This is a genomic window from Streptomyces sp. NPDC060035 (assembly GCF_042736635.1).
GTDB lineage: Bacteria > Actinomycetota > Actinomycetes > Streptomycetales > Streptomycetaceae > Streptomyces.
Genome location: NZ_JBHWVO010000006.1, coordinates 58,999 through 79,029, shown reverse-complemented (window position 1 = coordinate 79,029; position 20,031 = coordinate 58,999). Strand labels below are relative to the sequence as shown.

The following is a 20,031-nucleotide window of genomic DNA, read 5'->3' as shown; positions in this document are numbered from 1 at the left end:
TCGACTGCGCCCTCTCCTTGACGAGTGTACGCCGTACACCTATGGTTGCTGCCAGGTGTACGGCGTACACCACCATCGAGCTGGGGGTACCGAGAAGATGAGTCCGGACCGAAGAACCGCGGTGGCCGCCGGGTCGTTGTTCCTGCTGACCGAGGCCGCCGCGATAGCTGGGGCGGTTCTGTACCGCCCCCTGCTGGGCGCGGCGGACGGCCGGCTCGCGCAGGGCGCCGACACGCGGGCGCTGCTCGGGGTGCTCTGCGAGGTGGTGCTGGTGGTGGCGGTGGCCGGTACCGGGGCGGCGCTGTTCCCGGTCCTGCGGCGCCACGGTGAGGGGCTCGCGCTCGGGTACGCCTTCGGGCGGCTGCTGGAGGCGGCCGTTATCGCCCTCGGGATCGTCGCCGTCCTGGCGCTCGTCACCCTGCGGCGGGACGCGGGGGCGGCGGCCGGAGCCGACGTCGCGCTGGCCGCCGTGCACGACTGGACGTTCCTGCTGGGGCCCAACATCGCCCTCGGCCTGAATACCTTCCTGCTTGCGTACCTGGCGTACCGCGCACGGCTCGTGCCGCGCTTCATTGCCGTGCTCGGGCTGGTCGGAGGGCCGCTGATCTGTGCCTCGGCCGTCGCCGTGATGTTCGGGGCTTACGCGCAGCTCTCCGTGGCGGGGTCGGCCGCCGCGCTCCCGGTGTTCGCCTGGGAGCTGGGGCTGGCCGGGTGGTTGATCGTCAGGGGGTTCGGGCCCGGCTCAGGTGCCGCGTCCCGGGCAGACGAAGAAGTAGCTGATCCGGCAAGTGCCTGTCGGTGACGCCGTCCCGACTCCAGTTGGCATCATTCACCAGATGAAGTGCTCAGCTCGCGAAGCGCGTCACCATTCCACAGGCCCGGTGGCATGGCTGCCTGTTGTGCCGGGCCCGCTTGCACCCCGCGCCTTCACTCTTGCCTAAGGCTCGTGACCAGGTTGCGTGGCAGACCATGGGTGTCGTGGAGGTAGGGGAAGTCCTCCTCGGTCAGCGGGCCTTGGAACCGGGGTCGGGCGAGCACCTGCCGGCCACGCTCCAGGAGCCGACTGAACCGGCGCTCCTCCTCGAGCAACATCCCGAGCACGTCGACCGGGCGCATGTCCTGCCGGAAGAACTGGTCCAGGGTGTGCTGGACCAGTTCTTCCGGCAGGTCTTCGACACCCCGCGAGGGATTGTCCCGCCAGAGCACGGTGAGCACCCGTCGTGCCAGGCGGCGCAGCACGTAGCCCCGTCCGGTGTCGGCCGGGCGCACGCCGTCGCCGAGCACCACGATGGCCAAGCGCAGGTGTCGCAGACCAGACGCAACGACGGTTCTTCCAGGGGCCACAGGGTCGGCACGAGACGGCGCCAGGGGTCGAAGTCGTCGCATTCGAACACGGAGGACTTGGCCTGGAGGAGTGAGGCCAGCCGCTCCAGGCCGAGTCCGGTGTCGACGTTGCGCTGGGGAAGGAGCACGCCCCCCGTGTCCACACCGGCATCGGCCGCGACACCCGCACCGACCTCTTCCAGGACCGCCGCGCCTACGTCTGGGACAACACTTCCGACACCGCGATCCTGCGCGATGCCCGCGGCCGCACCGCGGACACCGAGGCTTGGGGGCGCAACCACTACCGCCGCTGACCACACCCCAGTTTCTCCATGCGGGCCGGCCCGCTGTGCCCCAAGTAGGGAGCGGGGCCGGCCTGTCCGAGAGGGCTGACCTCGATTCGTCTGTAACAAAGCAGTGCTCCCCGGGAGTCGCTCCCGGCCCAGGCGGGGCTGGTTTCCCGCGCACAGACGCCGAGTGCACGCACCGGTCTGTCCGGTGCGAGCTTTCGGGAATGTACTCACCACGAATTGATGGTTCGTCCCGGTCTCAGACGTGCCGTGGTGAGGCTGTCGCACCGGTAGTGACTGGCACCGAGCCTGTCCGGTGGGCTACGTTGTGCGGCGATGACTCCCGGGACGGCATTGCGCCACACACGGATTGGTGACCCGGTGCTCCTCTGAGCGCCGTACGGGCCGGTGCTGGCCCCCTGTTGGATCGAGGATGTGCCGCTGCTGCGCGGGCTCCGCCTCCTGCCGTGTTGATCACAGCTCGACACGTCAACCACGACAGGAGAACTCATGCCCACCAAGATGCTGCACATTCCCACCGCGGACGGCCAGGCCGACGCTTTCGCCGCCTTTCCCGAAGGTGGCGAGCGGCACCCAGGGGTGCTGATGTACCCGGACGGCTTCGGTATCCGGCCCGTGCTGCGGGAGATGGCCCGCGAACTGGCAGGGCACGGGTACTACGTAGTCGTCCCCAACTTCCTCTACCGGCACGGCCCTACACCGGTGATCGAACTTCCCGAGCACATCGGAGAAGAGGCCCGGCCCGCGGTCTTCGCCCAGCTGATGCCTTTGATCGAGGCGCACACCGCCGAACGTGTCCTGAGCGACGCCGACGCCTACCTCGGGTTCCTGGCCGCCCAGCCCGAGGTCGGCGCCGGACCGGTCGCGGTGACCGGCTACTGCATAGGCGGCCTCCTGGCGATGCGCACCGCCGCGGCCCATCCCGGCCAGGTGGCCGCCGTCGCCGGATTCCACGGCCCCGTGGGCGCCGACGGGCCCGACGTCCTCGCCAAGCTCACCGCCCAGGTCCACTTCGGCCACGCCGAAGGCGACATGACGCCCGAGACTCTCGGCGCGCTCAACCAAGCCTTGGACGCCGCGGGTGTTGGCTACACCTCCGAGATCTACCCCGGCACCGTCCACGGCTTCACCATGTCCGACACCGACGCCTTCAACCCCGCCGCACTACAGCGCCACTGGGACCGCCTGCTCCCCCTCCTCAGCCGCACCCTGGCCCGCAGCTGAGCCTCGGCCCCGGAATCCAACTGAAGGCTCCGGCTGGCCGCCCCCAACCAGCCGGGGCTTTCCCATGTGCTGCCCTACCGTCCGGCGGAAGCCCCTTGTTGTCTTTTCAGGCCGTGTGACTGGAAGTGATCTTCAGGTGACGTGTTGTCAGTGGTGGCTGCTTTGATGGTCCGGCTGCGCAAGGGGGCGTGGTTTGGTGGGGGAGGGGGCTGGTTGTGTCGTGGGTGCGGGAGTACGTGCGCAGGGACAGGACGAGGGTGAAAGCCCATTCTCGGGGGGCTGCGGGCGGGCGCCGGGAATTGTCCATCGTGGGGCTGGCCGTTGTGGTGCTCGGTAATCCATCGAGTTCGGCCGACGATCCGGGGAAGTCGCCCGGTCCGGCGTCGACGTTCGTGTATCCGGCCAAGCTCCCCGGGACGCAGAAGTCGACGAGCAGGCCGAGGTCTCGGCCGACGGTCTCGTACCCGATCAGGTTTCCCGAGACGCGGAAGGCTCCGGCTCGGCCGTGGCCGCGGTCCACGGTGACGTACCCGATCTCGTGGGACCGGAGCAGCTGATGAGAGGCAGCCGCCCGGCCTGGCGACGCGGACGGCCCCGGTCACGCAAACGCAAACAGGCTTACACCGGCGGCGAGGTGCTGCTTGGCGTCGTGGTCATCGTGTGGCTGGTCTCCGCACTGATGGACTGGCTCGCCGCCCACCCCTGGGTCCTGCCTCTCGCTCTGGTGACAGCAGGGGCCGGAGCCTTCTTCCGGTTCCGACTCCGGGTACTGGAGGGACTGCAGCGGCAAGCACAGGTGCAGGCGGTGCGGTACCCGATGGATCGCCTGGACCAGTTGGAGCACCGCCAGTTCGAGCATGCGATACGTGACCTGATGCTCCGCGACGGCTGCCCGGACGCCGTCCAGGTCGGCGGCGCCGGCGACAACGGCGCGGACGTCAAGGCCACCGACCCTTTCGGGCGCCGCTGGGTCATCCAATGCAAACACCGCCGCGCCGGCCTCGCCGGCGCAGCCGTCGGAACGCCGGATCTGCAGGTTCTGAACGGCACCGGACGCCCCGTACACAAGGGCGACGTCATCGTCCTGGTCACCAACGGCCGCTTCACCAAGCCTGCCGCCGACTTCGCCAAGTCACAGCGCCTGCACCTGGTCGATCGGCACACCCTGGCCGCGTGGGCAGGCGGATCACGTCCCCTGTGGGAGCTCCTGCGGGCGGTGCCACCTCCCCGCAGACCGACCTCGCTCTCGTGAGTGGCCGCTCTGGTGCCCAGCCGGTGCTCCGGGGGCCGACTCGCCAAGTACGTGGGCCAGTGGATTCGGCTGGAGTTGAGTACCGACTTCCCGCCCATGCCTGACCTGGTTTGCGGCGACGGATCCAGCCAGAAAGGTGTCCTCCTGTCGCCAATGAGGGAGAACCTGCCCGCTTCGTCGACAGGTTCGCGCTACACCAGAAGGTCGGTGCGATACGTGGCTGCGACTGGAGGACTGACTCGGTGTTGACGATCAACGTGGCGGTCCTGCTCGCTTTCATCGTGGTCATGCGGCTGCGCCGGCGTACCGAAGCGCGGAGCCGGTTGGACGAGAAGTTCACCGTTGTTATCGTCCTGGCCCTCGGGATTCTGCTCGCTCCGACGGAGCTTGGGCAGGGGATCCTGAACGTCTTGACCCAGCTCGTACAGGGGGTTTCCAGCTCCGGCTGAAAGACCCCGGCCAGACGTGGAGTGGTTGGCCCGCTGTCCCTTCCGCACGTAAGAAGGGGTGCGAAGGCTGGGCAATGCAGGAGGCGCCCAGGCCGAAGTGCCCCGGCTGTCGCTGCCGGAACGCGTGGCCCGGGCGGTGGCCTGACCGGTCTGGCTGGGCGCCCGCCTGGCGCCCAGCGACCCCATCGCGCCTCATCCAGCGGAGGCACCATGGGGCTTGGTTGCCGCCTGATCGAGCTGCTAACGCCGAAAGGTGAGTTCCCACCTGCGCACCTGCACGGCATCCTGTTCGAGCCCTCGGTCTGTCACCTGATAGCGATACGGCTCGTACCACTTCCGGGAGGAGGCCACCAGGTGGTCCCACACGTATCGGTTATCGGCACTCAGGGCCTGGGGGGCCTCCGCTTTGGTCACGGCGCGGGCGAAGCGGATCAGCCCGAAGCTGCGCAGCCGCTGACAGCCGTCCTCCCAGGCGTCGCGGCGGAGTCCGAAAGTATTCGTCCGCCTCGCCGTGGACGTAGACACCGGATGTCAGATGGTTGTCCGGGGCCCACTTGCTGAGCACCCTGAATGCGAGCCAGGACGCGACCTCTGAAGGGTTGAGTACCTTGGCCCAGCCGTTCAGGAAGAAGTGCGCCGGATCTTGATCGTTGCGCGGGCTCGACAGTTCGAAATTTTCGAACGCGGCGATTATCTGCGGCGGAGTGCCCAGGGACGCCGCGTCGGTGGCGGGGGCGCACACGCACTCGCCGGAACCGGCCCGGCAGTCCTCCTCGTCGGTGCTTGTCCGATGGGCGGGGGTGAGCCGGCCCAGCAGGTCGATTGCCGTTGGCACGGTGCTGACGCTGATGGTCTCCGGGCCGCAACGGGCGCGGTGGACAAGGGCGGCGAGCCGGCTGTCGGGGTTTGCCATGATGTCGCCGGCCAGGGCGTCGAGCCAGGCCGTGGCGGCGGCCCGCGGGGAGGGCAGCCGCAGCGCCAGATCGGCCATCGTCCGGACGACGACAGGCCGTTCCACGATTTCGCCCTCAGCCGGAAGCCGGCCGCGGAGGAGGTCGACCGCGCGATCGGCGTCATCGAGGAAGAGGCCCAGGCTCTCGATCGCGGTACGCCGCACGCCTTGATCCGGGTCGGCCGCGTAGGAGACGAACGCATCGGCGTGGTCGCGCATCACCGCCGCGCTGTGCGCGTAGGCCGTCGAGATGGTGCCGTCCGGTGCGAAGCGGATGCCGTCGTCGTCGCGGTCGACGGATCCGCGTCCTATGCTGAGCAGCAACTCGACGATCGAGGCGCGGTCGGGTGCCGCGGGGGCGTCGGCCAATGCGAAGAGAAACGGCAGCTCGCAGTGGTGCAGGCGTACACGTCGCCCTGGTGGTGGGCCGCACTGTAGAAGTGGCCGAGGGCCTTGTCCCGGACGCTGGGGTCGGCAGCGGCCATCTCCCTCAGCCACACCGGAACGGCGCTGGCCGGACCGCGGTCGTCCCCGTCCTTGCTGCCGCCCTTGTCACGGGTGGGCGCGGGCCCGTTGGCGGCTATGTGGCGGCGCGTCTGGAGCCTCTGGCGTATCTCCTCCTCACCAAGGCCGCAGGCACGGGCGAAGGCGTGGACGAACTGTTGGCGGGGCAGGGTGGCGCGGCCGAGCGTGGTCGCCATCGTGCTGGCTGGCAGAGAGTCGCCATGTGCGATGGCTTTGCTCTCGAGCTGACGGTAGGTCCGCCCGGACCAGGTCCGTAATGCGGGTAGAGCCGAGATGAATGCGGCGGGAGAGTTGGCCTGAGCCAGCTGCGGTGGCTTCGATACCGGCTCGGGTGAAGTCGTACCGGCCGCCCTCGGTCCGGCTGAGACTCACCAGGATTCAGATACCGAGCGCATCGAACAGGGCGCGTACCACGCGGTTGACGCCGCCCGGGCCGGTCAGCAGAGCCTTGTCGTCCCGGTTGGTGAGGAACCCGCACTCGGCGATGAACGCTCGCTGGTTACCGGCTTCGATGGCAATTCGCGTGCCGTAGTACTTCTTCAGGTTCTCGGTGTAATTGTCGTCCCGAAACCCGCCCGACCAGCCGTGCTGTTCGTAGGCATGTTTCCATGCCTGAGCGAGAGACTGCCCTGCGGCGTTGCGGTAGCCGACGCTCGCCCCCCGCGCGTTCTGATTGGTCGAGCCGTCGCAGTGGAAGGCGACGAACGCGTCGCCGGCGTACTGCTCCACGGGCTCGTCGGCTTTGATGACCCGCAGGTGCCAAAACTCCCGGCCCGGCGGACCGGGCTTTCCGAGTTCCTCGGCACAGGCATCGGCCACCGCTTTCACGAGCGTCTGTTCCCCTGGTGTGCCGGTGGCACCCGATGTACGGAAGCAATGGCCCATCTGCACCACGAGGATCCGTGCAGTCGGCCTCTGCTCCTCGTCCTGAGACCACGGCGGGGCATCGGACTCCTCGGCCGTGGCGTGGACAGGAGCGTCTGCGGCGTCGGGGAGAGACCGGTCGTTTTCCGGGCCGCCTTCGGCCTCGGCGTTGGGCTCGTGTTCGTGAGTCACGTTGGGCTCCCGCTGAGTTGCTTTGTTCCGCAGTGGCGTACTGGGAAGGGCCGGCGTTTCGAGGCCTTCACCCCGCACCTGCGCCGGCAGGCCGACCTCATCGATCCTCATCCCCCGCGGGTCTCCGGCACCGAGGCGGGGCCGGTGACCCGCGGGGGAGTGACTGCTCGCCCGTGACCGTCGGCCTGGCCTGGCCCGCCCAGTCGGGGTGCGTGGCAGGCCTTTCAATCACCGTCACACCGTCCGCACCGCACCGCAACACAGCGCCGTCCATCGGGAGCCCAGTATTAGTCGTGAGCCCTGTGCAAAAGCGTCGCCGGCCTGCACGGGCGCAGCTGCCTGGATGAACTCGGCAATGTCCTTGGGTCGGTCGGTGTGCAGTGCTGCCAGGCGCTGCGCCTCGCCGGCGATCCGGGCAGCGAGTACGGCGGCGTCGGCCTGGGCTTTGCCACCCCGGGACTGGAACGCCGCGCCGATCACGTTGCCCGCCAAGCCGCCGACGATGCCGAGTGCTGCAACGGTGGCGAATACCTCGGAGTTGTCCTTGAACAAGAAGATCTACGTGGTCACGCCCCCATCCTCCAGTGGGATCGTGTGGGCCGAGCGCAGGTTCGGGCCCTCCCTCGCGCGGGTTACACCCGCCAGCAGGATTCCGTTCGGCTCCCGGGTCACACTTGCCCCGCGAGGAATACCCTCCAATCGTCGGCCCTCACGCCGACTACCGGCGTTTGCGCAGCTCAAGCGGCCTCGGGCATGACCAGCATCCGGGTGGGAGGCCAAGTGGAATGCACAACGGGCTTCCCGATGGAGAAGTCACGACAGCTCCGGAGTCCGCTGCGGGTAGTGGAGTCTTTCCTCAGATGTTTTGACCATGGCCCCACTGGGGCGTCGGGACTTACTCACCGTCAGGCGAGTGGGGATGACGGGTGAACGCGTATTCTCCGGGGATGCCTCTCCACCAGTACGTCTACTTCGCTCTGTCCAGCCGACGCATTACTGCGCAGGAGATAACTGATGCGCTGGGTATCGAGCCTGATGAGACGAAAGTGGTCAACCCGCGCCGTCTCCCTGTTGACCCGGCGAATCCGTTCTGTCAGATCTGGAAGGTCGTGTGCAGGGAACCGGGCCTGTGCGTAGACGAACAGATCGCGCATGTCCTGGGCCGTCTCCGGCCACAGACCGATCGCATAGCCGAGCTCATGAAGCAGTTCAACAGTGCAGAAGACGAAGAAGAGCCGGGCCTCGAAGCTGTGCTGGAGGTCGTGCGCTACTTCAACGACGACGAGCAGCAGGACGAGGCCGGGCAGCCGGAGGAGAGGGACAAGCCCAACCTCTTCGGCTGGGCGCTGGACCGCGAAGCAGTCGCTTTTCTTGCCGCTACTGGCGCGTTTCTGGACGTCGACGAGTACGACATGGCCCCCGCCCCGCCCTCGGACTGAAAGCCGACGAGGATCTGGGATCCGTGGTCAACGTCACGAGACCTGCGAATGTGCCCGCCTACTCCTGTCGTACTCGGTGCGTGGAAACACCGACCTGGCACCGGGCCAGGTCAGTGCGGCGTGGCCAGTGGTGGTGCGACTTCGTAGAGTCGCCGGTCACGGATCAGGGCCCAGAGGACGTTGATGCGGCGGCGGGCGAGTGAGCACGGAAGCGGTCCTCGATGAGCTGGTCCATCTCCGCGACCTTGTCGTTCAACACCCGCACGTCGGCGGCGAGGGTCCGCACCAGCTGCGCGATGACCGCCTCCCCGGGGACTGCGGTGTGCTGCTGTTCGGCGGCTTCGACTGCCGTCGTCGCGAGCGCCGCTGGGCTGCGGACACCTCGGGCGCGGAGCCAGCGGGTCAGCCGGGCGGTGCCCATGCGCCGTATCGTGGCCGAGCTCTGGTAGCCGTCGAAGAGGATGAGCGGGCCGGCGCTCGTGAGGACGAGGGCGCGTTCCAGGACGGGGAACATGCCGTTCAGTGCGGAGCGCAGGCGGTTGATGACGCGGGTGCGGTCGCGGACGAGGTCGGTGCGGCGGCTGGTGAGGATCTTCAGCTCGGTGGTGGCTTCGTCGGTGGGCCGCATCGGCTTGAGATCCCTGCGGATGCGGGCCTGATCGGCGATTACCAGTGCGTCGCGGGCGTCGGTCTTGCCCTCGCCGCGTTAGCCGTCGCTGGCACGGTTCACGACCCGGCCTGGGATGTAGAGGAGGTCCTGGCTGTGTCCAGTGAGCAGGGCCAGGAGGAGTGCGGGCTCGCCGCCGGCCATGTCGACGGCCCAGGCGACGTGGTCGCCTGGTGCGAGGACATCTTGGAGGAGCTGGAGTAACTCCGGTTCTCCGTTCGGCACCCGCCGGGACAGCAGCTTCGTGCTGTCCTGGTCGATGGCGACGCAGTGGTGGTGGGTCTTGCCGCTGTCGATTCCGGCCCAGATCCGGTTCATCGTGCTCCAGACGATCGTGCGTGCAGGTCTGCCGCAGACGACCTCGCCGGCATGGCCTTACGCAGCGATTTTTGTCGCACTTCCCAATCTGGCGGCCGGGTCGTCGCGGGGCGCCGGCGGCCAAGCCCGTGCAGCCACGGATGGCAGCCAACCAGAAGCCACACCCGGCACCCCCGGGTGGCCCAACCACACGAAGGGCTCGACCATCCCGTCGCAGGAACGTAAGGCCAACTATCGCGCTCAAGGGCCAGGTGGCGCGCTCAGTCACAACAACTGTGTGAGCGCCGTAGATGGCCCCTCTGGCCGACTATCCGCTCAGAGGGCCCAGTGCGCTCCTGAGGGTGATCCGACGAAACAGGGCCCACTTCCGGCCCCTCGTCTCATGGCCTTGCGGGCGTACGAGAGGTAGTCGGCGGCGGCCACCAGAACCTGTCGAGGCGGCCCGGCCGGCTTCAGCACCGCTGCCCGGGCCCGATGACCGTGAGACCCACCTGCTCGGCGAGCCAGTGCGCGTACGGCTCCCGCATCTGGCGGCCGTCGACGCTGAAGCTGCGGACGTGGACGAGGACGGTGTGGTCGGCGGCGGGCTCGTCGAGCTCGCGGGTGCGGGTGTTGAGGAGGAGCGTCACCTCGGCGTGCTTGGAGTCGCCGAGATAGCCCAGCTCGGGTGCGTCCGGCCAGCACAGGCTCGCCCAGTTGATCTTTCCCACGTTCGGGCCGATCGCCGCCGTAACGGCGCCCTCGATGCTACCGACCGGCAGGTCGAGAAGCTCGCACTCCACCGGCAGCCGCCCTTCGTACGCCGACGGGTCGGCCGGCAGACCGGGCCCCTGAACCCCGACGACCAGCGCGGGCCGGTCCTCCAACGGCACGCCGTCGAACTCCCCGTACTCCTCCTGCCCCCGGAACCACCCCGCGGGCAGCTCCTTCGCCACCCGCCGCACCTCGGCGACGGAACGGAGCTCGGCGTACACCGAGACCTCGGAGTACTCGCAGCGGCCCAACTCCATGAGACGGCGCGCAGTGCTCAGGGCGAGTGCGGGGTCAGGGGTACGGAAGACGGGATAGGCGACGTCGTTGGACATGCGGTGACTGTGCCACGACCCGTCATCGCAGGTCATCGCATTTATGGCATGGGTCGTACGCGCGCGTCCGGCCGTGAGGCGAACGCTCAGAAGGCCAAGACGCCGGCCGTCTTCGCCTTCAGGCAGCTTCCCGAAGGCGCGGGGGCTCAGCCCGGTGAACGGGGCTATCCAGGCAGGCTCTGACGCCATGATCACAACAGCCAGTCTGAGATCATCTCAGTTGCCGACGCTGCCCCACGTCGTCGATCCTGTGTGCTCGGCAAGCAGGGAGGGCACATGGGGCTGATACTTTTCCCCGGCGACGGCGACAACAGCAGTCCGGACGTTTCCTGGTCCTGCAGCGGCTTCGACGCCTTCCGGCAGCGTCTGGCGGAGGCCGAGGGGTTCGTCCTCTCCGAGATGTGGGGCTTCGGCGGCGAGAGCCCGTGGAGCGAGGTATCCACCGCTCTGAAGCCACTCCTCGATCATCCAGATGTCGGCGGTGACGATCTCTCGCCTGCCGAGTGCGCGTCGGTTCTGGCCCGTCTGGGGGCGATCACCGATCAGTGGGAGCAGGAGGACGGTGACCAGCTCCTCAAGCGGCACATCGAGGACGCTCGCCAGCTCGGGCGCGTCCTACGACTCTGCATCGAGAAAGACGTTCCGCTGGCCTTCCTCTGAACTCCACCGGTCACGGAACCCACTTACGGGACAGCCCTTAGCTTGATCTTTAACCTATGCGGCGAGGAGTGTCCTGTGAAGGAGTGGCCAAAATGGACCGAGGACGAGTACTGCCTCTACGTGAACTGCCAGGAACTGTCTCCTCTCTGGTCGCTTCTGGCCGATCGCACGCAGTCTGATGACCCAGAAGTGTGGGCGACGAAGATTCCCGCGTTCACCGAGCTGATCGAGCGGTGGGCACGATTGAAATTCGTGCAATTGTATGCAGGGTCGGAGTGGCCGCCGCCGCATGTCAGTGGGCAGAAGGTCCCTGATGCCGATGTAGCGGCAGTTCTTTCGGACCCGGAGAGCTGGCGGTGCCTCGATAACCCCACCCGTGTTATTACCGTCGCACTCAGTGAACGAGATTTCTCCGAACTGGAGGAAGGTATGTGAGAGGTGCTGACGGGCCGGCGAGTGCCGGCCCGTCAGACAACGGGCGGGCGGCGGTGGTGACCGTGGGCCACGCCCGTGGTGTTCCATGGAGCCGACAGGCAGGCAGATGATCGACTCGCGGGTCAGTTCGACGGCGGTGCGCATCGACGTCAGGATGCCGAACGAAGATGGTGCGCTGGTGTCTGTGATGCTGCGGACGGCGTCCGAGGCGGATGAGGAACTCGTTCTCGTGCCGGGCCTGCTGCACCACTGTGAAATAATCTGCATCAACGGCCCCAGCTACCAGCTCAGGAACCGGCTCGCTGCCATCGAGCGAGACCCGGGAAAGTGCAGCCTAACTTGATCTTTAACCTCGAGGTCCGAACGGCTCGTCGTACTTGATCACTCGGACTGGTAACTGCGGTACATGCGGGCGGCCTTCGGCTGAGCATGTGATCCGACCAAGGAACACACAACGCTCAGCACGAAGGCTGTGGGGATGAGCCCGTCGCATCACGTCGTCCGGCAGGATCCGATTGCGGGACTGTCACGCTTCCGGGGTGAGTTCTACTCCTGTCTGACCCGGCGTTCGGATGGACTGTTCGAACTCGTGGACGCGGTGTTGTGCGCGGACGGGCCGGTCCGGTCCCTGGTGGAACTGTCACTGGTCGGCGAACACCGGCAGGGACACGGCGGGCTCTACGACGCCCTGGCCGCGGGCCGGGGTCGACGTCGCCCGGCTGCGACGGGCCCTGGCCACGGTGCCGCTGCCGAGGGCGGCGGACGGCCGGCTGGTCCTTGCCGCCGACCTCACCTGCTGGCTGCGGCCCAGCGCCCACACCTCACCGCAGCGAATCCTGTGCCACACCTACGGACGGGGCAAGGACCAGCACATCCCAGTTCCCGGATGGCCCTACTCGGTGATCTGCGCGCTGGAGACCGGCCGAAGTTCCTGGACCGCACCACTGGACGCACTACGTCTGGCACCGGGCGACGACGCCGCCACCGTCACCGCCAGGCAGATGCGCGAGCTCGTCGAACGGCTCATCACGGCCGGCCGGTGGAAAGACGCCGACCCGGAGATCCTGATCGTGGTGGACGCCGGATACGACGTGCCACGTCTGGCCTTCCTGCTGAAGGATCTGCCGGTGCAGGTGCTGGGCCGGATGCGCTCGGACCGCGTACTGCGACGCGCGGTCCCACCCCGTGAGCCCGGAGTTCGGGGCCGCCCGCCCCGCCACGGCGGCGAGTTCGTCTTCGGTGACCCGGCCACCTGGAACACACCCGACACCCAGACGGTGACCGCGACCCGCCTTTACGGCACCGCCACCGCACGGGCCTGGGACCGGCTCCACCCGAGACTGACCCACCGCTCGGCCTGGACCGCCGAGCTGGGTGCCCTGCCGGTCATCGAGGGCACCGTGATCCGTCTGCAGGTCGAGCACCTGCCCAGCGGCGCGACACCGAAGCCGGTCTGGCTGTGGTGGTCAGGCACCGACGCCACCGAAACCACCGTCGACCTGCTCTGGCAGGCATTCCTGCGACGCTTCGACATCGAACACACCTTGCGGCTCTTCAAACAGACCCTGGGCTGGACCTGCCCGAAGATCCGCAGCCCCGAAGCCGCCGATCGCTGGACCTGGCTGATCCGTGGCGACAGCCGTTGCCGTGAGGGCAAGGCTGGGCACCGACGAAATGCGCTGATGAGGTGCTTCGAATATTGTCCAGAGGTCGTTTCCCGCAATAGCAAGGATCTTTCCCGCCACATAGCCCGCCCCACCGCAACTGTGCGCGTGGCAGCCAAGCTCCAGCGGCGTCTGGCGTAGCCGCCGGCAGCGACACACCCCGCGCGCCCTTTGCGGATCAGTCCGCCATCCTGCGGAACAGTGTTCCATGGCCACAGGTCTATATCGGCTTCCCGACAACTCCGCGAGAAAAGGGCTTCACATGACCGTGGGACAGATGCGATTCGGCACGACCAACGACGCCGGCGCGGACCCGACCACCCTGCGTTCCAATGCCGGCGGCAGCGGGACATTGGAGGTCACCGGCGCTGGCAACTTCGGAACGGCCATCTTCGCTACCGGGGCGTTTACGGGCATCGTGGCCCGTGGCCAGAATGAGGGAGTATGGGCCGAAGGCGGGCAGCAAGGTACAGGCCTCCGTGGAACGTCGGCCGACGGAACCGGGGTGGCCGGTGTCAGTAATACACATCAGGGCGTGGTGGGGCAATCTTTTACCGGCAATGGCGTCAGAGGGCTCGTCCTAAAGGACAACACCGCGGTGGCGGGGGTGCTTGGAGAGGGCTGGGGGCGGAACGGCAACGGAGTGATCGGCCAGGCGGACAACGGGCCCCTCGCCTACGGCATCTGGGGCAAGAGCACCAGTGGCTACGCCGGGACCTTCAGCGGGAAGGTCCAGGTAATCGGCACCCTGACCAAGGCGGCCGGCGGATTTCTGATTGACCATCCGCTCGACCCGGAGAACCGCTATCTGCTGCACTCGTTCGTCGAGTCCCCCGAGCGGCTGAACGTGTACAGCGGCACGGTGGTAACGGACGCCGACGGCGCTGCGATCATCGAACTGCCGGAATACTTCGAGGCCCTGAACGAAGACTTCCGTTACCAACTCACCGCCATCGGCGCCTTTGCCCAGGCGATCGTGACGGAGGAGGTACGGGACAACCGCTTCGCCATCGCCACCGACCGCCCCGAGGTGAAGGTCTCGTGGCAGGTGAGCGGTGTCCGGCGGGACGCTTTCGCGCGGGCGAACCCCTTGGTGGCGGACGAGGAGAAGCCCGAGGAGGAACGAGGCACCTATCTCCACCCCGATGCCTGGGGCAAGCCGGCGGAGGCGGGTAGGGACTTCGCGCGGACCGCAGCGCTGAACGAGCAGCAGATGGAGCCGTTCAAGCCCTCCGACTACCGCATGCCGCCCGGTGCCGGTGACGAGAAGCGAGCCTGAGCCCGACGAGCAGAGCTCGCAGCGCCACGGCCGGGGTGGGGGGACCTCATGCCGCGCACAGGCCAACGCTGAGCGCCAAAGTGGCCAACTGAAGTACTCAATGGCCAACTGAGGCACTCAGTCACAGCGCCGCACCGTGTCACCTGGCAGGCAAGCTGCTTGCTCCGGGTTAGCCAGCGCCCACTTCAGGCGTGGTGGTGCCAGCGGGCAACCGGCGTAGATGTTCCGTGCCCGGGCGGTGTGGCCGGGCACGTGCGTGCACAGGGCACTTGAGGTGGGTTGAGTTCGACGCCACGGCCACGGCCGAGCCGATCCTGGGCGGCCTGGGCCACGTCGAGGCGGAACGGTGCTCCATTCCCCCACGAACGACAGACGGTCCCGGCCTTCTCCGTGTGCCGATCAAGATGGCGGCGCGGCATCGGCCACTACTCGCCGATGCCGATCACCGCGAGCGTGATGTTGTCGGGACCTCCCGCTTCGATGGCGGCCTTCCACAGCTCGAAAGCGGCCCTGCCGTCGCCATGGACCCGCAGCAAGTCACCGAGTGCCTCCTCCGGCACGGGGTCGGTCAGACCATCGGTGCACACCAAGTAACGATCGCCGACAGAGAGCGGCGACGTCGTGACGTGGGGCGTGATGGTGCTGAACCGGGGAGCGCCGCCGAGCGCCTGCGTGACGAGTGATGTGGTGCGTCGTCCCCGTGCCGGCGGCGGACTGTCGTCCACGCTCGCCTGGCGAAGTCGGTCCTGAGTCGCATCAAACACTCTGCTGTCGCCGACGTTGAATACCAGCAGTGACTCGGCCAGCACGACGGCACCCGCGACCGTAGTGCCCATGGTGATCAGCGCCGGATCACGGTCGGCGGCCGCATACACCACATGATTGCATGCGTGCAGAACGTCACGAACAGCTTCCTCGCTGTCCAGTGAAGGGCCGAACGATGCCAGTTGCCGGACGACCAGTGCACTGGCCACCTCGCCGGCCGGCTGCCCGCCGATGCCGTCGGCAACGGCGACGACCAGCGGTTTGCCGAGAGGGAACACAAGCGTCTGCGGGTTCTCGGTCACGGTGCCGCACAGCGTCCACGGACCGGCCACAAGGCTGTCCTCATTGTGATCACGAACCAGCCCGGTATGACTCAGGGCAGTCACCCTTATGTACGGCATCAACGTGTCCGCCTCTCCGCAACGGCAGGCGCGTCCCACACCACCCATTGTGGCGCCACTAGCATGCAGATGCCCTCGTCGGCCAGGAGACAGGCGAGGAACACGGTGCTTGGGGTCCCGAGTGCGCACCCGCCATGAGGGACAAGAAGCGACGACACCATTGTTCCTCGTGCTCAGCTGGGCCCCTTGCCGCCCAGTGTGTGCCGCTGCATCAGCCGGGAGATGTCCTTCGCGGTGACGATCCCCACCAGATGCCCCGCGTCCGCGACGAGGATGTACATGCCGGTACGCAGGCTGAGCCTGTCGAGGGCCTCACTCAGAAGATCGCCCGGAGCGGCAACCGCGCACTGGGACAGCGGGGTCGCCACTTCGCGCACGCGCAGCGTCTCCCGGCGCCCTCCCGGTACCGCTGCAAGCCTGCGTACCTGCACGATTCCGCTGGGTCGGCCTTCGAAGTCGAGCAGCGGCAGAGCGGAATGATGAGACTTCACTGCCACCTCGTCGATGAAGCGCTGGGCGGTCAGCCAGTCGGCACCGGTTGCCACCGGGCTGGACATGGCGTCGGCCACCCGCACCCCCCGCAGTGCGGTGTGGAGAGTGGCGCGCCGCCGTTCCGCCCCGGCGACGACCATGATGAAGAGGCCGATGAAGGCGAGCCACAGCCCGCCCGGCGCCCCGCGCAGGAGGGAGATCCAGCCGGCGGCCACCAGCAGCATTCCCATGACCTGGCCGCTTCGGGAGGCCGTAAGCTCCGCACGTTCCTGGTCTCCGGTGCGCCACCACAGCAGCGCCTGCAGCACCCTTCCGCCGTCGAGCGGCGCGGCGGGCAGCAGATTGAAGACGCCCAGGAACAGATTCGCCCAGCCGAGCCACACCAGGACGGCGGCGGGCACTGGCCAGCCGGACAGGGCATGAAGCCCGATTCCCGCTCCGAGCGCTGCGGCTCCAATGGCCAGGCTGGTGAGCGGCCCGCTGACCGCCACCGCGAAAGCCGACGCGGCGGTCTGCGGTCGCCCCATCCGCGTCATGCCGCCCAGCGCCCACAGCGTCACGTCCTGGACCGAGATCTTCTTCCTTCGGGCAGTCGCGGCGTGTGCCGTCTCGTGGAGCAGCAGGCTGCCCATGAACAGTCCGGCTCCTACGACGCCGGCGAAGGCGTAGACGACATCCGAGCGCCCCGGAGTCCATGCGGGGAGGGTCTGGCTGCCGAGCCCGTACGCGAACAGCACCACCAGCATCGGCACACTCCAGTGCATCCGCAGCGGTACCCCGACAACACGTCCGACACGGACCGAGCCCTTCATCGTCGTCTCCTGCCGGCTCAGCACCCGGTCCATCCGAGCAAGGCCTCGCGACCTGCACTCCGTGACCGACCAGGGCGGCACTCACCACAATTGTCACTCTTGGAATCTCCCGCAGTCGGCCAGCGGGTCCAGGGGGATGCAGCGTGCCCGGACCACGGTGACGACGGCCCGGGCACAGAAGGAGAGATAGAGCTCCCGGTAGACGGCAATGGGCACCTATCAGAAGGAGCACGGCCCGGGGATGGATGTGCTGACCGGCGAGAGTGCCCAAGCAGCCCGCCCGTCTATTCCGAGTACTGGTGCGTCAGCCGCGCCTCTTCCCGTCCCGGCCCAGATGCACGGTGGACCGGGACGGCGTGGAACAGCCCGTGCTGTGAGCTTCCTGTTGCGTGACCGGCCGCGTCACGCCGCCTGCTGTCGCCGTGCTCATCTGTGTCCTTCAGTACGGTCCACAGCGGACAAACGGGCACCGGAAGGGCAGCGAACCGGCGGAATTTCCGGCACCTTTTCGCAGTTTTCAGCGCGGGCGGCATCCGTGAACAAGCAGGTCAGAGACCGGGGCCTGGTTGTTGTCTCGACCATCTTGGGCGGCGTGCCGTAAGGGCACCTCCACCAGCGCAAGCCGTATCGAACGGCCTACGGCAGCGACCTCTGGCGCCTCATGCCCATATCGCGAGAGCGACTCTCGGAAATCTGCGCCACAGGTTCCCGACGGGTCGGCAGTGCGCGGACGCGAAGTTACAGTCATCCACTGACGTTCGCGGTGCTCGGTCGCACCGTCTGCCTGCACCTCGCTGCCAGTTGACCGACGCCGAGTAGGCGTGGCACGAGGGGTCGTGTAGGGGTCCATCGCCGTCTTTCGAGTGCCCAGCGGCCTGTGCCGCCGGTCAAGGCGAGCGGCGTACGCACCTCTGGGCTTCGGCGCCGTCCCGTCGTGGCTTCGCGCCGCGGGGCACGACCGTTTCGGTCAGCCGGGCAGCACCCGGTTCCAGACCCGACCAGGGCCCTGGCAGGCACAGCACGGAGATCGCGGACGTAGGGAACTTCGTACGCGTCTGCTCCAGGGCGTTGCGCTCCGCCTCACCGGTGAGCATCAGGACCAGGTCCTGCACGCCGGGATTGTGCCCGATCAGTATCAGCGTCCGTACGTGCGTCGGGATGTCCCGTACGACGCCGAGCACCTCCCCGGCGCTCGCCTGGTAGAGGCGTGCGTCGTGGGTCACCGGCGTGCCGGATTCGAGCTCGACCGAGACGAGAGCCCATGTCTGTCGGGTGCGCCGGGCGGTGGAGCACACGACGAGGTCGGGAACGCAGCCGGCCTCGCGCAGCCAACGACCCGCCGCCCGGGCGTCACTACGGCCGCGCGGGGCGAGAGGCCGCTCGTGGTCGGCCACGTCGTCGGGCCAGGCGGATTTGGCGTGCCGTAGCACGACCAGGCGTCGGGAGCTGCCCGAGATCATGGTGTCACCTGGCGCTGGTGGCCGACCTCGCGCGCGAGGTCCAGCCCGAGGACGCGGTCGAGATGGGCGAACGTCTCGAACTTGGCACCGGCCGGCACATCCGTGTCCGTCTCCACGCTGCGCAACATGTCCAGGACGGCGGGGACGCCGAGATTGTCAGCGAGCGTGGCATGACTCTGTCGCAGCAGGTCGGCAGGGATCGGCCTGGATGGCTCCTGCGCCCAGTCGGCCACCAGTTGCCGCCAGTGCCGCAGTGTTCGCCGGGCCTCGGCGAGCGCGGCTCCGGTGACCATGACGGGCGTGCGGTAGGCATGGCCGAGCAACAGCATCCTGACAGCCAGCGGATCGGTTTCCTCTGGGGCTGTGTCCAGGGAGCCTGGGATGCCCTCGTCCGGGGGCGCTGTGCCGACCTGGCCCACGGCGATCTGTACCCCGCCAACGATGTCTTGCTGGTCGGTGCCGTGCGCGAGCACGTGCACGTCGGCAGGAGCGCTCGATGTCTCACTCGGATGGTGAGCAACGACGGTGGCGGGCGGGCGGATACCGAGTACGGCCATGACCCGGTCGAGCGCCTGAACTTGCTCCTGCGGCAGGTCCGGCGCCGTGAGCACCGTGAGGGCCTGCACGCCGTGCAACTCAGCGGTGCGCGCCAGTACGTCGCCGAGCAGCAGCACGCGCGGGTGCACCGCACCGATCCCGTTGTCGGTTGCCGGCAGATGGACGCAGATGCGCAGGAGGTGGCGGTGCGCGGAGGGAATCTCTACGATCCGGCCGGTGTGGGCGTCAGCGATACGCAGCATGCTGCGAAGGCTAGCCGTGGAAACCTCCGATATGGAGGAAGCCGGCAGCTGAAGCCTCGGGCCATGGAAACCCGGGTTCGGTCGGTGCGGGCTCATCGCGGCCGCTTGCGGCGGACCTGCAGCCGAACCCCACGTGCCACTACGCACCATTCGTAGAGGTAACAGGGGTCACTACGGGCACCTGGCACGGCGCGCGCTGCGGAGGTCAGGGTGGTGTTTCGGAGCCGCGTACAGTAGAAGGGGGCCCATGTCCGACCAGCAGCCGGCCCCGCACACGGCCCAGATACCCGGTGCGCCCAATGCGTACGCGCGACCGCAAGCCCGGGGGGTCAGCGCCGGCTACCGGCGATGGGCCAGCATTCTCCTCTGGCTCGCAATCATCATCGCGGTACTCATGGTGGTTGCGTTCGTGGTGAGCCTTGTTTTTCTTGTACAGGCGGACAAGGACGTGGGGAACGCTTCCTACGGTTACCTCGCCATCTTTCTCTGGTTCGGCATCGCCGCCGCCATCCCGGTCCTGCTCGCGGTCGGCATCCCCGGTGCGGTCATGACGCGGCGCGTGCGGCAGCAGGGGATCACGCCTTCGTAAGCCGCCAGGTGTGTACGAAGGCGGCGGTGGCGAGCGGGGCGAACGCCGCGGCAGGCAGCAGGTGGGGCGGGCC

19 protein-coding genes and 5 pseudogenes are annotated in these 20,031 nt (G+C 67.9%); 12 read left to right on the top strand and 12 right to left on the bottom strand.

Annotated elements, in window-relative coordinates; genetic code table 11:
- Window positions 1-97 precede the first annotated feature (97 nt).
- Entirely contained in the window at window positions 98-802 is a 705-nt protein-coding gene (locus ACFWBQ_RS11625) for a DUF4386 domain-containing protein (protein ID WP_385486654.1), read from the top strand.
- Window positions 803-927: 125 nt separating this feature from the next.
- Here ACFWBQ_RS11625 and ACFWBQ_RS11620 read toward each other — a convergent pair.
- A pseudogene (locus tag ACFWBQ_RS11620) lies at window positions 928-1,472 on the bottom strand (alanine--tRNA ligase-related protein); the annotation flags it as partial.
- Window positions 1,473-1,478: 6 nt separating this feature from the next.
- Between ACFWBQ_RS11620 and ACFWBQ_RS11615 the strand changes: the two are divergent.
- The 4 genes and pseudogenes from ACFWBQ_RS11615 to ACFWBQ_RS11600 all read left to right on the top strand — a co-directional run.
- Window positions 1,479-1,637: pseudogene (locus ACFWBQ_RS11615) on the top strand (lamin tail domain-containing protein); the annotation flags it as partial.
- Between the two features lie 486 nt (window positions 1,638-2,123).
- Window positions 2,124-2,858 carry a dienelactone hydrolase family protein gene (locus tag ACFWBQ_RS11610; RefSeq protein WP_385486652.1) on the top strand — a complete coding sequence of 245 codons (735 nt, stop codon included), beginning with the start codon at window positions 2,124-2,126 and terminating at the stop codon, window positions 2,856-2,858.
- A gap of 556 nt (window positions 2,859-3,414) precedes the next feature.
- On the top strand, window positions 3,415-4,110 hold the full coding sequence (locus tag ACFWBQ_RS11605; RefSeq protein ID WP_385486650.1) for a restriction endonuclease: 696 nt from the start codon (window positions 3,415-3,417) through the stop codon (window positions 4,108-4,110).
- 242 nt (window positions 4,111-4,352) lie between these two features.
- On the top strand, window positions 4,353-4,559 hold the full coding sequence (locus tag ACFWBQ_RS11600) for a hypothetical protein (protein WP_385486648.1): 207 nt from the start codon (window positions 4,353-4,355) through the stop codon (window positions 4,557-4,559).
- A gap of 373 nt (window positions 4,560-4,932) precedes the next feature.
- On the opposite strand, the gene ACFWBQ_RS11595 is transcribed toward ACFWBQ_RS11600, so the two are convergent.
- From ACFWBQ_RS11595 to ACFWBQ_RS11580, 4 genes are all read right to left on the bottom strand, one after another.
- The gene (locus tag ACFWBQ_RS11595) at window positions 4,933-5,880 is read right to left on the bottom strand and encodes a hypothetical protein (protein ID WP_385486646.1); all 948 of its coding nucleotides are present in this window, start codon (window positions 5,878-5,880) and stop codon (window positions 4,933-4,935) included.
- Complete coding sequence (locus tag ACFWBQ_RS11590) at window positions 5,820-6,212, bottom strand: hypothetical protein (protein ID WP_385486644.1); 393 nt, start codon at window positions 6,210-6,212, stop codon at window positions 5,820-5,822. Before ACFWBQ_RS11590 ends, ACFWBQ_RS11595 begins: the two co-directional genes overlap by 61 nt.
- Before the next feature lie 202 nt (window positions 6,213-6,414).
- Entirely contained in the window at window positions 6,415-7,203 is a 789-nt protein-coding gene (locus ACFWBQ_RS11585) for an N-acetylmuramoyl-L-alanine amidase (RefSeq protein ID WP_385486642.1), read from the bottom strand.
- 123 nt (window positions 7,204-7,326) lie between these two features.
- On the bottom strand, window positions 7,327-7,644 hold the full coding sequence (locus tag ACFWBQ_RS11580; RefSeq protein WP_385486640.1) for a hypothetical protein: 318 nt from the start codon (window positions 7,642-7,644) through the stop codon (window positions 7,327-7,329).
- Window positions 7,645-8,039: 395 nt separating this feature from the next.
- Here ACFWBQ_RS11580 and ACFWBQ_RS11575 point away from each other — a divergent pair, with 395 nt between their 5' ends.
- Window positions 8,040-8,531 carry a DUF4279 domain-containing protein gene (locus ACFWBQ_RS11575; RefSeq protein ID WP_385486638.1) on the top strand — a complete coding sequence of 164 codons (492 nt, stop codon included), beginning with the start codon at window positions 8,040-8,042 and terminating at the stop codon, window positions 8,529-8,531.
- Between the two features lie 190 nt (window positions 8,532-8,721).
- On the opposite strand, the pseudogene ACFWBQ_RS11570 reads toward ACFWBQ_RS11575, so the two are convergent.
- The 3 genes and pseudogenes from ACFWBQ_RS11570 to ACFWBQ_RS11560 form a co-directional block, all read right to left on the bottom strand.
- Window positions 8,722-9,516 (bottom strand): annotated as a pseudogene (locus tag ACFWBQ_RS11570) (IS110 family transposase); the annotation flags it as partial.
- Between the two features lie 452 nt (window positions 9,517-9,968).
- On the bottom strand, window positions 9,969-10,601 hold the full coding sequence (locus ACFWBQ_RS11565) for a hypothetical protein (protein ID WP_385486636.1): 633 nt from the start codon (window positions 10,599-10,601) through the stop codon (window positions 9,969-9,971).
- Window positions 10,602-10,724: 123 nt separating this feature from the next.
- Window positions 10,725-10,805, bottom strand: a pseudogene (locus ACFWBQ_RS11560) (IS5/IS1182 family transposase); the annotation flags it as partial.
- A 72-nt stretch (window positions 10,806-10,877) separates the two neighbouring features.
- Between ACFWBQ_RS11560 and ACFWBQ_RS11555 the strand changes: the two are divergent.
- The 5 genes and pseudogenes from ACFWBQ_RS11555 to ACFWBQ_RS11535 all read left to right on the top strand — a co-directional run bounded on the left by ACFWBQ_RS11555 (window position 10,878) and on the right by ACFWBQ_RS11535 (window position 14,639).
- The gene (locus ACFWBQ_RS11555) at window positions 10,878-11,261 is read left to right on the top strand and encodes a hypothetical protein (RefSeq protein ID WP_385486634.1); all 384 of its coding nucleotides are present in this window, start codon (window positions 10,878-10,880) and stop codon (window positions 11,259-11,261) included.
- 75 nt (window positions 11,262-11,336) lie between these two features.
- On the top strand, window positions 11,337-11,696 hold the full coding sequence (locus ACFWBQ_RS11550) for a hypothetical protein (protein WP_385486632.1): 360 nt from the start codon (window positions 11,337-11,339) through the stop codon (window positions 11,694-11,696).
- 85 nt (window positions 11,697-11,781) lie between these two features.
- On the top strand, window positions 11,782-12,039 hold the full coding sequence (locus ACFWBQ_RS11545) for a hypothetical protein (RefSeq protein WP_385486630.1): 258 nt from the start codon (window positions 11,782-11,784) through the stop codon (window positions 12,037-12,039).
- Between the two features lie 135 nt (window positions 12,040-12,174).
- Window positions 12,175-13,324, top strand: a pseudogene (locus ACFWBQ_RS11540) (NF041680 family putative transposase); the annotation flags it as partial.
- Between the two features lie 298 nt (window positions 13,325-13,622).
- Complete coding sequence (locus ACFWBQ_RS11535; RefSeq protein WP_385486628.1) at window positions 13,623-14,639, top strand: hypothetical protein; 1,017 nt, start codon at window positions 13,623-13,625, stop codon at window positions 14,637-14,639.
- 425 nt (window positions 14,640-15,064) lie between these two features.
- On the opposite strand, the gene ACFWBQ_RS11530 is transcribed toward ACFWBQ_RS11535, so the two are convergent.
- From ACFWBQ_RS11530 to ACFWBQ_RS11515, 4 genes are all read right to left on the bottom strand, one after another.
- Entirely contained in the window at window positions 15,065-15,805 is a 741-nt protein-coding gene (locus ACFWBQ_RS11530; protein WP_385487175.1) for a PP2C family protein-serine/threonine phosphatase, read from the bottom strand.
- A 173-nt stretch (window positions 15,806-15,978) separates the two neighbouring features.
- Complete coding sequence (locus ACFWBQ_RS11525; RefSeq protein WP_385486626.1) at window positions 15,979-17,109, bottom strand: site-2 protease family protein; 1,131 nt, start codon at window positions 17,107-17,109, stop codon at window positions 15,979-15,981.
- 887 nt (window positions 17,110-17,996) lie between these two features.
- Window positions 17,997-18,569 (bottom strand): SixA phosphatase family protein, encoded by a 573-nt coding sequence (locus tag ACFWBQ_RS11520; RefSeq protein ID WP_385486624.1) that lies wholly within the window; start codon window positions 18,567-18,569, stop codon window positions 17,997-17,999.
- Window positions 18,566-19,369: a hypothetical protein gene (locus ACFWBQ_RS11515; RefSeq protein ID WP_385486622.1), complete on the bottom strand. Its 804-nt coding sequence runs from the start codon at window positions 19,367-19,369 to the stop codon at window positions 18,566-18,568. Before ACFWBQ_RS11515 ends, ACFWBQ_RS11520 begins: the two co-directional genes overlap by 4 nt.
- Window positions 19,370-19,616: 247 nt before the next feature.
- Between ACFWBQ_RS11515 and ACFWBQ_RS11510 the strand changes: the two genes are divergently transcribed.
- Window positions 19,617-19,958 (top strand): hypothetical protein, encoded by a 342-nt coding sequence (locus ACFWBQ_RS11510; protein ID WP_385486620.1) that lies wholly within the window; start codon window positions 19,617-19,619, stop codon window positions 19,956-19,958.
- Window positions 19,959-20,031: the final 73 nt, after the last annotated feature.